This window comes from Polyangium sp. 15x6, from assembly GCF_029960785.1.
Taxonomy (GTDB): Bacteria; Myxococcota_A; Polyangia; order Polyangiales; family Polyangiaceae; genus Polyangium.
In genome coordinates, this window is the sequence record NZ_JASBQE010000069.1 from 13,825 (window position 1) to 32,509 (window position 18,685).

The window sequence follows — 18,685 nt, forward strand, 5'->3', positions numbered from 1 at the left end:
ACGAGGAAGACTCGAATCTGCCAAAAATTCGTCTTCACGTGCAATTTCTTGAGACCAGATCCAAAAAAGCGCTTGCAAGCGTGTCGAAAGCGACCCCCGTCGGGAAGCGGGATCGCAGGACAGCGGACGAACCCGACCGGCGAGGCGCCTCGCCGCCGGGTCGGTTCACGCGAGATCATCGAAGAAGGGATCAGGAGAGACAGCGGCTCGCGTCGAGATCGGTCGCGGCGCTGGGAACGCTCGGCGCTTCTTCCGAGGCGGGCGCGGGCGCTTCCTCGGCGCTGTCCTGCGGGCTCTCGGCCTCCTGCGTCTCGGGGGCCTCGTGGCTGCCCACGTGCTCGCCGTACGCCTGGAGCTTCGAGTAGAGGCCGCGACGGCTGATGCCGAGCACGCGCGCCGCGCGCTGCTTGTTGCCACGCACGGCCTCGAGCGTCAGCAGGATCAACTTGCGCTCGGCGTCGGCGAGGCGCGTGCCCACGGGCAAACGCAGCACGAGCGGGTGCTCGCCACGATCGGCGCCCTCGCGAGCCTCGAGATCGTGCGCAGGCGGCGTCGACGCGCGGAGCGGCGTCTGCGCGAACGAAGCGGACGCGGACGGCGGCGGCGGCTCGGCGAGCGAAGGCGGCGACTCGCGCCCCTCGACCTCCGTGATCGCCGGCGGCGGCGTGGTCGTGATCGGCGCAGGCGGCGCGTGGTGCTCCGGCTCCGGGTGCGGCGGGCTCGCCTGGACCTGGAGGTCGTGGTGCGAGCGCCGGCCCGTGCGCCGCTCGATGCGGCCCTGGCCGATCTGGACCTCTTCCGGCGCGACGAGCTCGCCCGCGGCGAAGAGCGCCGTCTGCTCGACGACGTTCCGGAGCTCGCGCACGTTGCCCGGCCAGTCGTGCACGTAGAGCCTCTGGATCGCGCCCTCGGCGAAACGACGCGCGGGCGTGCCGTAGCGCTTCGCGAACTTCACGAGGAAGCGCTCGGCGATCGGCAGGATGTCCTCCACGCGCTCGCGCAGCGGGGGCAGCGTGATCGTGAAGACGTTGAGGCGGTAGTAGAGGTCCTCGCGGAAGACGTTCTCGTCCACGAGATCGAGCAGGTCCTTGTTCGTCGCCGCGACGATCCGGACGTCGGCTTCGATCTCCTTGCGGCCGCCGACGCGCGTGAAGCGGTAGGTCTCGAGGACGCGCAAGAGGCTCACCTGCACGGCGCTGTCCATCGTGCCGACCTCGTCGAGGAACACGGTGCCGCCCGTCGCCGCCTCGAACTTGCCCTCGGCCGAGGAGAAGGCGCCGGTGAAGGAGCCCTTCTCGTGGCCGAAGAGCTCGCTGCCGATGAGCTCGCGCGGGATCGCGCCCGTGTGCACGGGGATGAACGGGCCGTTCTTGCGCGGGCTGCGGTTGTGGATCGCGCGCGCCACGAGCTCCTTGCCCGTGCCGCTCTCGCCCACGATGAGCACCGGCGCCATCGTCGAAGCCACCCGGTCGATCCGGGCGAAGACCTCGCGCATGCCGCGCGATCCGCCGACCATGCCCTCGAACACGAGCGGCCCGGCTGCAGCGTCGTCGTCCTCGCCCTCGGCCTCGCGGACGTTGTCCGAGGACAAGAGCTCGCGCACGAGCGACACGAGCCGCGCTGGATCGAGCGGTTTTTGCAGGTAGTCGGCCGCGCCGAGCTTCAGCGCGTCGACCGCGCTCGACACCGATCCCGACCCCGTCACGACCACGACCGCGGGCGCGGGCGTGGCTGCCTTGGTCGTCTCATCCTCCGTCGGAGGCGTGAGCCGACGCATGAGATCCATGCCGGTCATCCCGGGGAGGTTGAGATCGGTCACGAGCACGTCCGCGGGCGTCCGATGCTGGATCTCGAGGGCCTGCTCGCCGCTCGAAGCGACGAGGACGTCGAGCCCCTCGTGGCGGAGCACGGCCTCCAGGATCGCAGCCTGATCGGGCTCGTCCTCGACGAGCAAGACACGCCCCGTATGGTGCCCGGCCGCCCGGTGCGCGCGGAGCATCGATCCCCTCGCATGCACTGAAGCGCTCGCTCCCAAGCTTTTCCTCCCCGGAGGTTCTCCGCGCGATCTACGCGGCGCCTCCACGCTTTCGGTGAAGGAACTCTAGCGAAGAGGTTCGCTCACGCCACCCACCGGGATCAATTCAGGATCCCCCTCGTTTGGGTATCGCGATACCCCGAGGTGCGTGTCAGGTACGGCCTGGACGCTCGTACGGAATGCCTCAGGGCGACCGCGCGCCGGGCATGTCTTTGCGACGGTAGATGCACCACGCGAAGCCCGCGTCGAGCGGCACTTTACCCGCGATTTCGTAGGCCGGCAGGAAGCGTCGATCACGATAGATCACCTGCGATCCCGGGACGGACGGGTGCTTGCAGTCGATGTTCGAGGAGATGAGCAGGAAGTAGAGCGAGCGCTTGTCGAAGAAGCGATCGAGGAAGCCGGGGCCGAGCTTGCGCGTGTAGCCGCCCTCGAGCTTGCTGATGACCGGATCGACGAGGCCCAGCAGATCGAGGATGGGGTAGTCCGTCGCGTACCCGACGTACCCGATGTCGCCGATCGCGATCTCGCCAGGCTGGCCGTTCTCGAGGAACCACTTCGCCGTGCCGCCCGCGGCCATCGTCCAGAAGCGCTCCTCCTTCTCGAGGATCTGCCGCTGCGCGCTCTGCATGTTCCCGACCCGCAAGGAGAAAGCGATGCTCAGGAACGCGGCGAGCGCGAGGTTCGCCGCGCGGCTCTTGCGGTCGACGATCGCGCGCGTCGAGACGCAGATGAGCAGGAACGCGAACGGCTCGAAGGGCGCCATGAAGCGGAAGAACGGCATCCAGTCGCCGCCGACGAGGACGACGTAGACGAGCACGAAGATCGCGATCGCAGAGGCCGCGAGCAGATCGCGGCGGCGCCACACGAGGCCGATCGCGATCGCGAAGATCCCGAGGTAGAGCACGGGGCCGGCGTGGTTGACGTAGTTCCGGACGTAGTCGGCGCCGCCGTCGATCTGCGCGGACCAGTTGCCCGTCTTCGCCGAGAACGTGTTCGGCACGAAGGAGCCGTAATACGCGCGGCGGAAGGCGAGGTGCGTCCCGACGGGCAGGACGAACGCCGCGCCGCGCAGGAGGTTCTGCTTGCCGAAGAAGCCGCCCGGCGCGGTGATCACGCGGGCCGCGGCGTTGTTCGTGCCGAACGCATCACGGCCGAACAGGAGCACGAGCATGAGCAGCCCGACGAAGGCAGGCGCCTCGGGCCGCGTGATGCCGGCGAGGCCGAACACGAGGCCCGACCAGGGGAAACGGAACGTCGCCTTGGACGAACTCTTTTCCTCGGGATCGATCTCGCGGAGGAAGAGCCACGTGCCCGCGAGCAGGAGGAAGACGAAGAACGCGGTCTCGAGGCCGAAGACCGCGTACCCCGAGAAGACGACGGTGGTCGCGGCGAGCCACGTCGCGACGCAAGGCGCCGCCGCGAAGGGCCGCAGCCGATCGGAGAGGCGGTACATCATCACGAGCGCGCCGACGGCGGAGCCCGCGCCGAGCACCTTCGCCGTGACGTCGGGATCGAGGCCGATCTTGATCGCGCCGGCGAGGATCACGGTCCAGAGGAAGTTCGTGTACCCCTCGATGCGCTCGCCGGCGTTGTAGACGAGGCCGAGGCCACGCGCGAGGTTCCGCGCGTAGCGATAGGAGATGTACGCGTCGTCGATGGTGAACGAGAGGACGCGCCACGCGTTCGCGAGCATCACGATCGCCGGAAGGACGAGGCCGAGCACGAGGTGCACGGACCGCGGCAACGGCGCGCCGGCGACCCAGTCGCGGAACGTCGCCGCGGGCGGGCGTTTCCAAGGGGGATCGGCGGCGTCGGGGTCGGGATCGTCGGGATCGTCGTCCGATTCCGGTTCTTCCGCATCGGCCTCGGCTTCCGCGTCCGCCTCCGCCTCCGCCTCCGCTTCGGCTTCTGTTTCCGCGCCCGCTTCCGCGTCCGCCTCCGCTTCCGCGTCGCTTCCTCGTTCCTGGCCCTCGGACGTCCTCTTCACGGCAACGGCCATAACACCGTAGGGCCCGGTGTTGGCAAGCGTCGCCGTGCTTTCCGCCGCGACGAAGGCCAGGTATGGGCCGCTCCGCGATGTCGACCCGCGAAAACGGCCCTGTCGCCGCCTTGCCCGAGCCCCCCCCGCCGAGCGCGCTCGCCTCTCTCCGCGCCTGGCTCGGCGGCGCGCCGCTCTCTCCCCGTGCGCATCTCGTGCTCGGACTCGTCTTGCCGATGGCGCTCGTCGTCGCGAACGCCTACCGCGTCGCGAGCTTCACGATCGACGACGCCTTCATCTCCTTCCGCTACGCGCGGAACTTCGCGGAGGGCCACGGGCTCGTCTACAACCTCGGCGAGCGCGTCGAGGGGTACACGAACTTCCTCTGGACCGTGCTGCTCGGCGTCTTCGCGACGCTCGGCGCGCGCCCCGAGATCACGGCGAAGATCCTCGGCGTCGTCTGCGCGTGCGCCTCGCTCGTCCCCGTCTACCGGATCGCGCAGAGGCTCGCGCCGCTCGGATGGTCGCCGTGCCTCGCGACCTGGCTCTGCGCGTCGAGCTTCCTCCAGTCGGGCTACGCCGTCTTCGGCCTCGAGACGCCGCTCTTCGTCCTGCTGATCCTCCTCGGCACCGATCGTTTCCTCGTCGAGGAGCACGACGACGCGGACGTCTTCCCCTGGTCGGGCCCGCTCTTCGCGCTCGCGGCCCTCACGCGCCCCGAGGCGCCGCTCTTCTTGCTCCTGCTCTACGTCTGGCATCCGGATCGACCCTTCTCTCGCCGGAGCCTCACGCGCCTCGCGACCTTCGCCGTCCCCGTGCTCGCGCACCTCGCGTTCCGCCGCTTCTACTACGGCGGCTTCTTCCCCAACACGCTCACCGCGAAGACGGGCGACGTGAACCAGCAGCTCCACGGCGGCGTCGACTACCTCAGGCGCTACGTGATGCACACGGGTCCAGCGATCTGGCTCGGGGTCGCCGCGATCGCGATCTTCATCGTCCGCAAACGACGGGACGGGATCGCCATCGCATCCATCGCCGTCACCTTCGCCCTCTACGTGCTCTTCGTCGGCGGCGACTGGATGCCCTACTATCGCTTCCTCGCGCCCGCCGAGCCCTTCGCCTTCCTGCTCGTCGATGCCGCCGCGCGCACCATCGCCGAACGCAAGGAGCGCGCTGCGGCGCTCGCGGTCGCGCTGTTCGGGATCGTCGCCGGCGGCGCGCGCGTGGGCTCGCTCCGGCAGGCGCAGCGCGACATCCTCGACAAGGACAAGGCTTTCTGGGACGACGCCGCCGGCCGCACCGCAGCGTGGCTCTCGTCGCACGAAAAACCCGGCCCCGTGGCCATCGCCGACATCGGGTACGTCGGCTACGCGACGGGCTTCCCCATCGTGGACATGCTCGGCCTGCTCGCGCCCGAGATCGCGCGCCTCCCAGGCGGCTACACGAACAAGACGGGCGCCGGGTACGTCGACGCGATCTTCGCGCGGAACCCCCGCTACGTGGTGATCATCTCCTCGACCGTCGACTGCAAGAGCCCGACGGTCCCCTCGTCCCGCGCGCTCCACGCGAGCAGCGAGCTGCGCACGGGGTTCGTCGTGGCCGAGCCGATCAAGCTCCGCGGCGGCGGAGCCTGGTGCATCTACGAAAGAAAAAGCGGCGCCGAAACCCGTCCGGCGCCGCGCTGATCTCTAGAAACTCGTTCGCTCAGGGCTTCTTGGTCGTCTTCTTCTTGTCGGCGACCTTCTTCTTGAGCGCGCCCTTCTTCTTCTTGTCGCCCGCCTTCGCCACCGTCTTCTTCGCGTCGGTGCCGAGCGAGATCACGAGCCGATCACCCTTCGCCTTCGCGACATAGGCCGGCACGCCGTCCTTGAACTGAAGGCTGATCTCCGCGCCCGCGGGGTTGTTCACCACGTTGACCGAGGCGATCCGCTTGTCCTTGCGGGCGAGCTCCGTCGCCGACGACAGCGCGCGCCGGCCGGGCAGCGAGACCGTGAAGCCCATCGCGCCCGCCGCGCCGTTCACCGTCTCGATCTCCCCGTCCATCTTCAGCTTCAGCACGATCGGGCTCCGCACGTTGCCCTTGCCGAACTGCTTGCCGTCGCCTTGTGTCTCCGCCGCCTCCGAATCGCCCTCGCCGTCCCCTTCGTCCGCCGCTGCGCCGGCCTGCGCGGCGTCGCCCTCCGGCGCGGCCGGCGGCGTCTGCGCGATCGTTCCATCGGGCTGCGTCGGCATCGCCGGCACCGGCTCCGTCGTCGAGAGCGGCGTCGCCCCGAAGAGCGGCACGTTCACGCTCGGCACCGTGTTCGGATCACCGACCACCGTGTTCGCCGCCGTCGGCGCGGGCAGCGCCGCGGCCGATCCCGCCGCGTTCGCCTCCATCCCTTGCGGATCGGCTGGCGCCGCGCGCGACGCCCCGAGCAGCCGGAGCCCGCCCACCACGACGAGCACCGCCGCGAGCCCGAGCGCGCTTCCCATCAGCGCCGCCTTCCGGCTCGACGGAGCCTTCGGCGCCGCCTCGGTCGTCTCCGTCTCTTCCTTGTCGCGCACGAGCTTCTTGCCCGCCGCGCGCAGCGCGCCCGTCGGCGGCGCGGCGGTCGTCCGCCGCGTCGCTTGACCTTCCGTCGCCTCGGCCGCCTCCTCGCCGCGCCGCTTCCGGATCGCCGCGAACAGCCCCGACATCGCGCCCTTCGCGCGCTCTCCGATCCCGCCCACGGCCGGAGCGATCGCGCCGAACGCGGCCTTCGTCGCGCCCTTCGCCTTCTCGGTCGCGCCGCGCAGCGCCGCGCCGAAATCCTTCTTCGCGCCGCCGACCGCCGGCGAGTCCAGCGACGGATCGTTCGCTTCGGCCGCCTCGTCGCTCTCCTCCTCGCCAGCCGTGCGCAGCGACGCCGCATCGGCCGACGCGCTCGGCCGCGTGGCCGGCGGCTTCGATCGCATCTCCTGCGTACGCGCGCGGGAGGGCACCGCAGGCGACGACAGGAGCTCGGCGCGCGCCTCCTTCTCCTTCGACTCGCCTCCCGCGCTCACCTCGGTCTTCCCGGCTGGGGCCGGACCCACACCGGGCGTCGTGCGCTTGATCAGCGCCCCGAGCCCGAGGGACGACGCCTCCTTGCTCGGCTCCTTCTCCGGCGCCTTCGTCGCGGCCGCCTTCTCCGGCTCCTTCGCCGGGGCCGCCTTCTTCGACTCCTTCGCCTCGCCGAACCGGAGCGACACCACGAGCTGCGGCACCTTCGTCGCCGGATCGACCTCCACCTTCACGGTGTCGACCATCGCGGCGCGCTTGTCGCCGTGGTCCATGTCCTCCAGCTCGAGCGACCGACCCACCTTGAGGAACTCCAGGTTCGATCCTACGAGCACCTCACCGCCCGTCGCTTCTCGCACCCGCGCCTTCATCGGCGAACCGAGCCCGTCGATGTGCAGCCGCACGCGCGTCCCGGGGATCCCCATCGGGCCGAGCCCGCTGTTCCCCTCGACCGAACCGCCGAGCTCCTGGCACAGGCTGCGCAGCGTCGCCTCTGCGTCGGGGCTGTCGAAGCCCACGAAGCGCAGACCGAACTCGCCTCCGCGCGGCGCTTCGCGGCGCCAGATCACCTCGCCGTCGGCGACCACCTCGCCCGCGTCGCCTTCGAACCGGCACACGAGCCGATCGCCGATCTGCGGGAGGTAGGCCGTACGCAGGCGCATGCCTTCGGGCGAGACGTCGATCGACTCGGCTTCGAAGCCGCCGCTCCCCTTGGCCTCGCCCACGGCCACCAGCGCCTCGAAGTGAACCCGGTGGTGGCCCGCGCGCCGGTCCGGCGTCCCGGACGTGGCCGTCGTGTTTGCTCGGCCGTTCGTGCCTTCGGCGGAGTCCTCTGCGCCTCGCATGCTCATGACAGTCCTCCAAGCGTAGGGACAGACCCGTCCCCGCCGCGCCCCGCGCGACTCTCTCGCTTTCGCCCCGACTAAGTCACCGCGAAGACGAGGGCCAAGTTTGCGGGTCGGGGAAGAAACGGCCCCGGCGGGGGTTGTCCGGAGGAGCGGACGAAACCGGCGCCCTCGAGGGGACGCAGGGGTCTCGTCCAGGCTCCGCCATCGCGGACTTTTTTCCGCGATGACGACGGAAAGGCCTGGACAGTTCCGCTACGGCACCTTAGATCATCCGTTATAGCGGACAGGCGGCTACCGGCGGCATGGATGTGCTCGCGGGCTTGGCCGTCGAGGAGGCCCCATGCGCATTGGTTGGATCGGGGGAGTCGAGCGTTACGAGGTGCAGCTGGAGCGGCTCGCGAAGGCGGCCGGGCACGAGCTCGAATATCACCGGGGCGACGTGCGAGGCCGCGGGGCGCAGTCGCTCGAGGGGCTCGTGGAGCGCTGCCAGCTCATCGTGATCGTCACGGAGACGAACAGCCATGGCGCCGTCCAGCTCGCGCGCAAGCTCGCCCGCCAGCGCGGCCGGGGGACGCTCCTTCTGCGCAAGAGCGGCATCGCCCGCTTCGCGCGCTTGCTCGAGGCCATCGACCAGGCGACGGCGCAGGGCCTGTTCCACGCGGACGGCTCGATGGGCTCGGGCTACGAAGCGGCGCTGCTCGGGGCGTGAGCCGATCCGCCTGAAACGTGACAAGCTTGCCAGGTGAGTGACGAGCCCGATCCGCCCGAGCGGCCCCTGGCCACGAGCGACGCGCCGGAGCCGAAGGCCGACGACGTGGTGATGATCCACAGCCCGATGTCCGACGGGCAGGGCTACCACGTGCTCCGGCTGCGCGAGGGCAACGTGGAGCTCGGCGCGATCCGCAACATGCGCGAGGGCGCGCCGGTGCACGGCGACGTCGTGAAGCTGTCGCCGCGCAAGGAGCACGAGCGGCTCTACGACGTGGAAGTGCTCGTGAAGGGCCCGAACGCGCCGGAGCCGCCCCGATCCGGCCCGGCGCAGGTGGCGACGGACGCGTACAGGGCGAACTGGGACGCGATTTTCGGTGCGGGACGCGGCAGCGGCGGCGAGACGCTGAATTGAGCCTCGTGCGATTGCGGTGACCGCGTGGCCATTGCATCGGCCCGTCCGCCACGCCGACGAGGCTTTGCTTCCGCTTGACCCCTCGCCGCGCCCCGGCTTCCCTCGGCGCGCATGGATCCCCTCGCGCCCATCGCCGGCCTCTCGCTGGAGCAATACGCCGAGCTTCGCGCCCTCTGCGCGGATCACCCCGACGACGCCGACGCCTGCGCGCGCGTCGTGCAATCGAAGAACGTCTCCCGCGAGGACTGGCTCGCCGCGCATGCGGGCTGGCTCGCGCGGCTCGAGGATCCCGCGCTCGGCGGCGCCGTCGCCGTGCGGTTCGTCCCGGCCTACCAGGCCGCGCTCGGCCGCGCCAAGGGCTCTGCTCCCACGCTCTCGTTCGAGGAGTACGTCGAGCTCTCCGCGCAGATCATGCACGCGGGCCTCTCGTCCACGCTCGCGCGGCAAGACCTGGATCTCTTTCGCTACACGCAGATCGCGTTCCACTGGAACGCCGGCATGTCCCGCGACATGCAGACGTTCGTCGCGTACGTGTGCGCGGTCGAGCAGGAGCTCTTGCGCCTGCACCGCGGCGGCGAGCGGCGGCCGATTCCCACGCTCGCCACGCTGATCGGCACACAAGCCACGGCCTTCGCACAGCCGGCCGAGCCCCCGGCGGCCCCGACAAACGAAGCCGCGCCCGCGCCCGAGCCCGCGCCCGCGCCCGAGCCCGCTGCCGCGCCCGCTCCCGCATCCGTTCCCGCGCCCGCTGCCGCTCCCGAGCCCGCTGCCGCTCCCGAGCCCGCTGCCGCTTCGGCTCCCACGCCCGCTCCCGCGCAACAGCCGAAGAGCCTGGAGCAAGAGGCCGCGGAGGCGGCCAAGGCCGTCGGCGGCGCGCTCAAGAACGGGTTCGACAAGCTCGGTCATGCGCTCGATTCGTTCGGCAAGAGCCTGTCCAAACCGGGCGTCGGATCGGCCGTGCTCGTCGCGTGGTCGGACGGAAACAAGTACCCGGGGACGGTCGCGCAAATCGCGCAAGGTCAGTACTTCGTCACGATGAGCAACGGCGAGCAGTATTGGGTGGCCGAGCAGTACATCTCGGCGCCGTAGTCCCCGTACGCTTCGTGCTACACCCGCGGCGAACGATGCCCGCGACCGAAAAGGCAACCAGGGGCGCAGAGCTCCGCGCTCCGCTCGGCGAGATCGCCGGCGTCGACGCGCTCGACGTCGAGCTCGATCGCCCCGACGCGGCGCCGCTCGAACCCCTCCCCTCGTACGAGCTCCCGCTCGATCGGCCGATCACCACCTCGCGTGATCTCGCCGCGCGCGTCCTCGGACCGAAGGGTCCCACGATCCACGTCGTCTCCGTCGCAGGCGGCGCCACCGCGCTCGTCCTTCGTGCGCTCGCGAGAGCCACGCGCCGGAAGATCATCGCCGTCACCGCGGATCTCGAAGCCGCCCGCGCCCTCCACGCCGACGCTTCGTTCCTGCTCGCCGGCGCAGACGCCGAGGAGCCCGACGCCGGGAAAACCACGCTCGGCGAGGTCCTGCTCTTCCCGCCGAACGAATCGAGCCCCTACGCCGACGTGAACCCCGATCGCCGCGGCGCCGAGGCCCGCCTCGCCGCGCTCTTCCACCTCGCCGTGGATCTGCCGTGGCGCGCGCTCGTCTGTCCCGTCTCCGCCCTCGCCCGCAGGGTCGTCCCACAGCCGGAGATCCTCGAGCACGCCGAGCTCGTCGTCACCGAGCAGGAGATCGAGCGCGACGCCTTGATCCGCAGGCTCGCGCAGGCCGGCTACGTCCGGAGCCCCCTCGTCGAGGACCCCGGCACCTTCGCCGTGCGTGGCGCTCTCCTCGACGTCTGGCCGCCGAACGCGAGTTTCCCCGCGCGCATCGAGTTTTACGGCGACCTCGTCATGGGGATCAAATCGTTCGATCCCGAAGGACAGAAGACGATCGCCGACATCAAGGAGGTCTGGCTCCCGCAGGCGCGCGAGGCCGTGCTCACGCCCGAGAACGAGGCCCGCGCCCGCGAGCGCGTCCGGGCCGCTTGCGACGCGGTCGATCTGCCGTCGGTGAAGGCCCGCGCCCTCGTCGACGACGTCACGAGCGGTCGCACGTTCTTCGGAGCCGAAGGGTTTCTCCCGGCGTACCTCGACCTCGCGCCGCTCGCCTCGTATCTCCCGGACGACGCGATCGTCGTGCTCGAAGATCCCGCGGCGATCACGCGCTCCCTGCGCGACGAGCTCGGCCGCGCCATGGCCGATCTCGCCCACAAGTCGCGCGACGCCCACTTCCCGCTCGACGCGTTCTACGAGACCGAGGGCGGCATCGCTTCGTGGATCGAGGGCCGCACGCACGTCGCGCTGCATCGGACCGGCATCGCGGGCGACGCGCCGGATCCTGCTTCCCTCGAACGATTCGAGGTCGCGCCCGAGACTGCGCCAACGCTCGCGACCTTCGATCAGGGCGACCTCGAGCGCGCCATCAAGGCCGCGCGTGCGTCCCGTGGCAAGACCGGCGCGCTCGATCCGCTCGTGCGCCGCATCCTCGCCTGGCAGGAGCACGGCATGCGGGTCCTCGTCGCGGCGCGCGCGGAGACGCAGGTCGAGCGCCTCGTCACGCTCCTCCGCCACCAAGGCGTCCGCGTCCGCGCCCGCCTCGGCACGTTCGATCCCTCGATCCTCGACGAACAGGATCCCGAGGCGACGCGCACCGCGCTCGTCGTGCGAGGCGGGCTCGCGCGGGGCGTCGTCGCGCCGGCCGAGCTCGTCGCGCTCGTCACCGAGGAAGAGATCTTCGGCGCCCGTGCGCATCGCCGCGCCGCGCGAGGGGGCAAGGACTCGAAGGCCACGGCGCGCCCCTTCCTCGAGGACCTGCGCAACCTCTCCGTCGGCGACTACGTGGTGCACGCCGATCACGGGATCGGCCGCTACCACGGGCTCGTGCACAAGCAGGTCGGCGGCATGGTCGTCGACCTCATCACGGTCGAGTACGCGGGCGGCGACAAACTCTACCTGCCCGTCTATCGCCTCAACCAGATCCAGAAGTTCCAGGGCGGCGAGGGCACGCCCAAGCTCGACCGGCTCGGCGGACAAACGTTCGCCAAGACGAAGGCAAAAGTCGAGAAGAGCCTACGCAAGATGGCCGACGAGCTGCTTCGCCTCTACGCCGAGCGAAGGAGCGCCATCGGCGAGCCCACGGCTTCGCCCGACGATGACTACGCCGCGTTCGAGGCGACGTTCCCCTTCGACGAGACGCCCGATCAAGCCCGCGCGATCGCCGAGGTCTCGGGCGATCTCGAAGCCGCGCGCCCGATGGATCGGCTCGTCTGCGGCGACGTCGGCTTCGGCAAGACCGAGGTCGCGATCCGCGCGGCGTTCCGCGTCGCCGCCTCGGGCCGCCAGGTCGCCGTCCTCTGCCCGACGACCGTGCTCGCGCAGCAGCACTACCTGAACTTCAAGGCCCGCATGAGCCCGTACGCGCTCGAGGTCCGGGCCATGTCGCGCTTCCAGTCGAACAAGGAGCAGGACGAGGTCGCGCGGGGCCTGCGCGACGGCAAGGTCGACGTCGTCATCGGCACGCATCGTTTGCTCTCCAAGGATGTCCACTTCAAGAAGCTCGGCCTGCTCGTGGTGGACGAGGAGCAGCGGTTCGGCGTGACGCACAAGGAGCGCATCAAGGCGCTGAAGACGAACGTCGACGTCCTCACGCTCACGGCGACGCCGATCCCGCGCACGCTCCAGATGGCCGTCACGGGCCTGCGCGACATGTCCATCATCACCACGCCGCCCGCGGAGCGCCGTGCGATCCGGACCATCGTCACGCGCCACGATGAGAACGTCCTGCGCGAGGCCGTCGAGCGCGAGCTCGGCCGGGGCGGGCAGGTGTTTTACGTGTACAACCGCGTCGAGGGCCTCTACGAGCGGGCCGCGCGGCTCCAGGAGCTCGTCCCCTCGGCGCGCATCACCATCGCGCACGGGCAGATGAGCGAGACCGCGCTGGAGCAGGCGATGCTCGACTTCGTGGAGGGTCGCTACGACATCCTCTGCTCGACCGCGATCATCGAGAGCGGCCTCGACATCCCGCGCGCGAACACGATGATCGTCGATCGGGCCGACATGTTCGGCCTCTCGCAGCTCTACCAGCTCCGCGGCCGCGTGGGCCGCTCGAAGGAGCGCGCGTACTGCTACCTCGTCGTGCCGCCCGCGAACGCGATGACCGACGAGTCACGCTCGCGCATCGAGGCGCTCGAACGTCACACCGAGCTCGGCTCGGGCTTCCAGATCGCCTCGCTCGACCTGGAGCTGCGCGGCTCGGGCGACATCCTCGGCGCCGAGCAGAGCGGCAACGTGGCGCAGGTCGGCTTCGAGCTCTTCTGCCAGATGCTCGACGAGGCCGTGCACGAGCTGCGCGGCGATCCCGTGGTGCACGAGGTCGACCCCGAGCTCGCCTTCGACGCCGATGCGCTCCTGCCCGAGGACTACGTGTCCGACGTCGGCGTGCGCCTGTCCTTCTACAAGCGGCTCGCGAGCGCATCGAGCCCGGACGAGGTGCAGGATCTCGCGAACGAGATGGAGGATCGCTTCGGCTCGCCGCCGATCGAGGCGCGAAGGCTCGTGCACCTGATGAGCCTCAAGACCGAGCTCCGAAAGCTCCGCGCGCTCGCGTGCGAGGCGACGGCGAAGGGCGTGACCTTGCACCTGCGCGACGACACGCCGCTCGATCCGGCGAAGGTGATGAAGCTCGTGCAGCCGAAGGGATCGCCGTACAAGCTCTCGCCGGACATGCGTTTGTCGAGAAGAACGCGGGACACGGAGCAGTTCGCGAGCGGGCTCGAAGCGACGGACAAACTGCTCGCGGAGCTCGCTTCGTGCATGAAGGCGGGGGCGTAACCCGCGTCAGGAGGACGCGTCTTCGTCGCCCTCGTCGTCTTCGTCCTCGTCCTCCCAGTCGTCCTCGTCCTCTTCGTCCTCGCCTCCGTCGACCCAGTACTTCGCGGCCTCGTTCGGCGCGCGGAGGAGATGGAGCATGAAGTCGCGCGTGTCCTCGACTTGCACCCGCGGCAGGAGCTCTTCGAATAACGCCTCCATGCCCTCCGGGTGCCGGAGCCACAAGGGATCGTGGAGCTCCCGCGTGGCTCGTGGATCGGGCGAGAGCAGACACGATGCGACGTGATGCCGGTAGCTCGCGAGCGGCACCTCTTCGTCGATGAGCGCGGCGCACAGCGCGGCGCGCTCGTAGTCCGGGGCCCGCTCCAGGATCCCGGAGAGGCGCGCGTCGTCCCCCGCGAGGACCTTCTGCCAAACCAGCACCTGCGCCGCCTCGGCCGCCGCCGCGCCGCCTCGCCCGGTCGAGGCGAGCGCGCGCGTGAGCGCTTCGATCATCGGCGCGGGCGAGGCCTTGCGGACGAGCCTCGCGGCGACGGCGAAGAGCGGTGCCTCGGGCTGCGCGAGCGCGGACAGGATCCACGCATCCTCGAGGAGGTTGGCCTGCACGAGCACATGCGCGGCGCGATACACCGGGCCGTAGGCCTCGGGATCGCCGTCATGGCCGGACAGAGCGGCCCTCGCGACATCCAGCACTTCCGGCGCCTTTCGCTCCGAGCCGAGGTACATCAGCCGATCGAAAAGATCGAAGCGCCTCTGCTGGAACGCCTCCCCCGCCGCCGCTGCGATCCGCGCGCCGAACCCCGGGGTCTCGGGCACCTCGCGCAGCACGATCGACGCCCATCGCGATGCATCCGCGTTCGACCGCGCCCCCTCGCTCCGTGGATCCGTGGCGTCCTCCGACGTCGTCAGGATCGACCAGACCCGCTCCATGCAGTCCTCCGGCGCCCCCACGACCGAGAGCGCGAGGAGCGGCGCCGGCGCGTTGTCCCACAGGGGCGACGCGAGCGCCGCGCACGCGATGCTCCGCAGCCTCTCGCGCTGCCCCGGGTCGAGCATGCCTTCCCGCGCCGCGCTGGTGAGCGCGTCGAGCCAGCCGCGGGTGACCCCCGCGAGGGCAGCTGGCTCCGCGAGGCTCGCGAGCCCGTCGAACGCGAGCGCGCCGAAGCGCCGGAGCAGCAGCTTGGCCCAGTCGGCCTCCGCCAGATTGCCCAGCGTCGGGTGCTTGTAGAGCCTCCCGGACGTGCGCAGCGTGAAGAGAAGCAGCGCGAGGGACTCACGCTGGGACGGAGAGAGCTGCGCGGGCGGCGCGCTGCCCTCGGGCGCATCGGCCAAGAGCGCGTCCACCATCACGAAGCGCGCTTCCTCCGAGGCGCCGCGGAGCACGGTCAGGCACGCGAAAAACCGCTCGCTCGGCGGGCCGTCGAGCAGGGACACCGGCACCCCGGCGAGCGGCGACGCGGAGAGCTCGCTCCCGAACCGCTTGAACCAAATGGCCTTCGCGCGCTCCACGAAGACGTGCTCGGAGAGCCCTGCCGCCTGGAGAAGCCGCGGGCGCGCGAGCTCCTCCGGCAAGAGCCCGAGCGCGTCGATGGCCGCGTATTTCTGAAGGCCGATCGGGTCGACGAGCGCGCGATCGATCCGGTGGATGGCCCTCTCGGGATATCCGGCGGCGAGCGCCTTCAGCGCCCAATCGATGTCGAGCCCCGGGCGCTCCCGGAAGATGTGCGCGCCACCTCCCTCGACGATGATTTCGAGCGGCTTCCACCCTTCCGGCGGGGACGCCGCCCGGAGCACGTCGAGCAGCGTCTTCTCGTAAGCGTCGATGCGCTCGTACGCGCTCATTCCGTGGTTGCTGTCGAGCGGGTGGCGCACGGCGTCCTCGAGCAGCCAGAGGACGTCCTCGTCGCGCTGCGTCCATCCGGCCATCTGCGCGAGGATGAAGAGCGCGTAATACCGAAGGCGCGCGTGGCGCGTCCGGAGGGCGCGCCGCAGCGCGGGTATCGCCGCCGGGAACTCGTCGAGCGAGAGCCATCGGATCGCGAGCGCGCGGACCTCCCAGGACCGCGTCGTGTCGGCGATCTCCGCGAGCCGCGCACCGAGCTCGGGGTAACGTCCTCCGAGCTCCGTCTCGGCCACGGTGCGATCCAGGACGAACGCGAGGCTCTTGTTGCCGGTGCGCGCGGCCTCGACGATCAGCTCGATCACCTCGGGATGGCGATCCGGGAGGGGCAGCCACGCGAGCTGGAACATCTCGGTCTTGCTGATCGGCGTACGGTCGATGTGGCGAGCGAGCAGCCGCAGCAAGCGCACGGCCTCCAGGGGATGCTGGGACATGCCGAGGATCTCGAAGCCGATTCGCCGCGCGAAACGCAAAAGCCGCTTCGTGGCGGCCGCCTGTGCGGGCGGAGACGCGAGCCCCCACGCCTTGCGCACGTCCATCGCGAGCTCCTCGCAGGCGCTCGCCGCGTGCTCGGCGAAGTCGGGTGATGCCGCCGGGTCGAGGTTCGGCGCCGGAGGGGCGTCGGTCGGCTCGGGCGACGGCTCGGGCGGCGGCGCCACGCGCCAGGCGAAGCGCGAGGCCAGCGCGGGATCGAGCACGTCACGCTTCGGCTTGGGGGCGTCGGACATCTCTCAAGGATACAACGACTCCGGCCCCCCACACGGCGCGTGGAGCGTGAGCGAAAACGAAAGCGTATGCGCCGGGAACCCCGCGACCTTCACGAGCCCCGCGGGCTCCTCGGTTTGTCCGGGCGCGCAAAGGACGCCGTCTCCATCGCTGTCGAGCCATCCATACACGACGAGCCCGTCCCCCTCGTCGAGCGGATAAAGCACCGTCTCGCGCACGGGCCCCACGCCGAGGGCCGTGCGCGTCTCGAAGACGCCGAGCGGATGTTCGAGATCCCCCTCGCCGAACGTCGTCGCCACGTGGAATTCGAGGTGCACTTTCCCCGTGCTCGGCGCGCCGTTTGGCACGGCGACCTGCCCGTCGAGCTCGATCTCGTAGAGGCGCGTCTCCTCGTTGATGCACCCGGCCAGCGCGAACACGAGAGCTCCGGCAAACGCGAGATGAGCCCGGCTCATCGATCCCCTCCGAAATGCAAGCCCAGGTGCACACCCGGCAACGCGATCGTCTCCGGCGCGCCCACCCAGCCGTAATTGATTCCCAGATCGAGCCCGATCTCGCGCGAAATCGCGAACCCGAGCCCGAGCGTCGCCCAGGGCGTCCACTCGTGCCGCACCGACCAGCTCGTCTCCGTGCCCGAGGCGCGCTCGATCGTCAGGAGATCCAGCAGGAACGCGTGGCGCGTGCCGATCACGAGGTACGGGACGAACCGGCGCACCGGAAGGGCCAAGCGAAACCTGAGCTCGCCGTTCGGGCCGCGCCGGTATTCCTCGCTGCGCTGGAAAAGCCAGCCGCCGAGAAACTCGCCCGTCAGGCGCAGGTGTTTTCCGTCGGCGATACGCACGCCGATCCCCAGCATCGGGCGATACCGACGACCGACGACCGATTCGAGCTCGCTTTGCAGCGTGATCCGGTCCGACAAACCCACTTGCGCGCGCAGGAACGAAAACGGCCAGCCGCCCTGCGCCGACAGGACGTACGCGCCTTTCGCGGGGCTGCCGCCCACGGCGTCGAGTGCGGCGTGCTCGGGGAACGGCGTCCTCGGCTCCGCGGCGGCGGCCTCGGACGCACCGAGAATCGCAGCACCGAACACGATGGCAACACGCATCTTCATTCGGCCGCCTCCGCGGGAATCGTCACGCCGAACACGCGCGCAAAGTTCCCCGCGAGGACGTCGGACGCTTCTTGCTCCGTGTATCCGACCTCCTTCATCGCGGCGACCGTTCGTTCGAGGTATCCCTTCACGAACCCCGGGCTCTGCGGCCCGTCGCTGCCATGGATGATCCGGTCCGTGAGCCCGGCCTCCCGCATGCGGCGCATCGCTTCTCTCAGATTTTCGCCCGTCGGATCCGACGACGCGGATCCGAGCGCCGACGGTTCGAGAAACACGTTGGGGTACGTCCTGGCCAGCCGAATGCACGTATCCAGGCCCGCGTGACGCTTCTCGATGAAATCGTAGCCGAGGTGCCCGAGGATGAATTTCGCGCCGGAGAACTGCTGGATCGCCATCTCCAGATACGTCGGATCCGTGTAGGCCGGCTCCTGCGACGTCCCGGGGAACGGGCTCGTCCCCGTGTGCAGGTAGAGCGGTTTGCCCATCGAGGCCGAGATCTCGTAAATCGGGAAGAACGCAGGATCATCCATGCGGAAATGCTGGTGCGCGTGGGCGATCTTGATCCCGACGAACCCCGGCCGCGAGAGCGTGCTCTTCAATTGCTCGAGCTCCGCGTCGCGATCCGTCGTCCACCGGTCGACGCGCAAAGACGCGAGGCCGAAGAAACGATCCGGGGCGAAGGCGAGATCCTCGGCGACGAGCTCGTTCGAGGCAATTCCCACGGTGCGCGGGGCATAGATGGCAAAGAGGCCCGCGCCCCAGATTCCCGCGTCGTCGATCTCGCCGAGGATGCTCTCCGGCAGGAGCGAGCCTTTCGCCGCGGCCTCGGCGTCGAGCCCGATCGGAAACGGGAAACGCGAGGCCAGGAATTTTCGCGTGTCCTCGGGGACGTGATCCCAGTCGCCGGGGTGCAAATGCATGTCGACGACCGGCAAGCGCTTGCCGTTCCAGTCGACGCCGCGCGGCGGCGCGCCGCAGCCGATGTCGAGCGAGGCGAGCGCGGCCAACGAAGCGGCCGAGGCGAACGCGAGCGGGGTCCACCGAGCCCGGATGCGGCGCGATTTCACG

General features: G+C 70.1%; 12 protein-coding genes. 5 read left to right on the forward strand and 7 right to left on the reverse strand.

Annotated features, from left to right (window positions below; translation table 11 throughout):
- Positions 1-190: 190 nt before the first annotated feature.
- Complete coding sequence (locus QHF83_RS36370; RefSeq protein ID WP_282422635.1) at positions 191-1,999, reverse strand: sigma-54 dependent transcriptional regulator; 1,809 nt, start codon at positions 1,997-1,999, stop codon at positions 191-193.
- Positions 2,000-2,219: 220 nt separating this feature from the next.
- Positions 2,220-4,025 carry a hypothetical protein gene (locus QHF83_RS36375; RefSeq protein WP_282422636.1) on the reverse strand — a complete coding sequence of 602 codons (1,806 nt, stop codon included), beginning with the start codon at positions 4,023-4,025 and terminating at the stop codon, positions 2,220-2,222.
- 89 nt (positions 4,026-4,114) lie between these two features.
- On the opposite strand from QHF83_RS36375, the gene QHF83_RS36380 reads away from it, so the two are divergent.
- Positions 4,115-5,701 carry a hypothetical protein gene (locus QHF83_RS36380; protein ID WP_282422637.1) on the forward strand — a complete coding sequence of 529 codons (1,587 nt, stop codon included), beginning with the start codon at positions 4,115-4,117 and terminating at the stop codon, positions 5,699-5,701.
- 19 nt (positions 5,702-5,720) lie between these two features.
- On the opposite strand, the gene QHF83_RS36385 is transcribed toward QHF83_RS36380, so the two are convergent.
- The gene (locus tag QHF83_RS36385) at positions 5,721-7,889 is read right to left on the reverse strand and encodes a PilZ domain-containing protein (RefSeq protein WP_282422638.1); all 2,169 of its coding nucleotides are present in this window, start codon (positions 7,887-7,889) and stop codon (positions 5,721-5,723) included.
- A gap of 337 nt (positions 7,890-8,226) precedes the next feature.
- On the opposite strand from QHF83_RS36385, the gene QHF83_RS36390 reads away from it, so the two are divergent.
- The 4 genes from QHF83_RS36390 (at position 8,227) to mfd (ending at position 13,883) form a co-directional block, all read left to right on the forward strand.
- Complete coding sequence (locus tag QHF83_RS36390) at positions 8,227-8,595, forward strand: DUF2325 domain-containing protein (protein WP_282422639.1); 369 nt, start codon at positions 8,227-8,229, stop codon at positions 8,593-8,595.
- 33 nt (positions 8,596-8,628) lie between these two features.
- A complete protein-coding gene (locus QHF83_RS36395) occupies positions 8,629-9,009 on the forward strand; it encodes a hypothetical protein (RefSeq protein WP_282422640.1) in 381 nt (126 codons plus the stop codon).
- Between the two features lie 111 nt (positions 9,010-9,120).
- Positions 9,121-10,098: a hypothetical protein gene (locus QHF83_RS36400; RefSeq protein ID WP_282422641.1), complete on the forward strand. Its 978-nt coding sequence runs from the start codon at positions 9,121-9,123 to the stop codon at positions 10,096-10,098.
- 35 nt (positions 10,099-10,133) lie between these two features.
- Positions 10,134-13,883: a transcription-repair coupling factor gene (gene mfd, locus QHF83_RS36405; RefSeq protein ID WP_282422642.1), complete on the forward strand. Its 3,750-nt coding sequence runs from the start codon at positions 10,134-10,136 to the stop codon at positions 13,881-13,883.
- A 6-nt stretch (positions 13,884-13,889) separates the two neighbouring features.
- Here the strand turns inward: mfd and QHF83_RS36410 are convergent, their stop codons facing one another.
- The 4 genes from QHF83_RS36410 to QHF83_RS36425 are packed head-to-tail and all read right to left on the reverse strand — an operon-like array spanning position 13,890 to position 18,684.
- Entirely contained in the window at positions 13,890-16,508 is a 2,619-nt protein-coding gene (locus tag QHF83_RS36410; protein ID WP_282422643.1) for a HEAT repeat domain-containing protein, read from the reverse strand.
- A gap of 3 nt (positions 16,509-16,511) precedes the next feature.
- A complete protein-coding gene (locus QHF83_RS36415) occupies positions 16,512-16,961 on the reverse strand; it encodes a hypothetical protein (protein WP_282422644.1) in 450 nt (149 codons plus the stop codon).
- Positions 16,958-17,617 carry a hypothetical protein gene (locus QHF83_RS36420; RefSeq protein WP_282422645.1) on the reverse strand — a complete coding sequence of 220 codons (660 nt, stop codon included), beginning with the start codon at positions 17,615-17,617 and terminating at the stop codon, positions 16,958-16,960. The genes QHF83_RS36415 and QHF83_RS36420 overlap by 4 nt, the downstream gene beginning before the upstream one ends.
- Entirely contained in the window at positions 17,614-18,684 is a 1,071-nt protein-coding gene (locus QHF83_RS36425) for an amidohydrolase family protein (protein WP_282422646.1), read from the reverse strand. Before QHF83_RS36425 ends, QHF83_RS36420 begins: the two co-directional genes overlap by 4 nt.
- Position 18,685 lies beyond the last annotated feature (1 nt).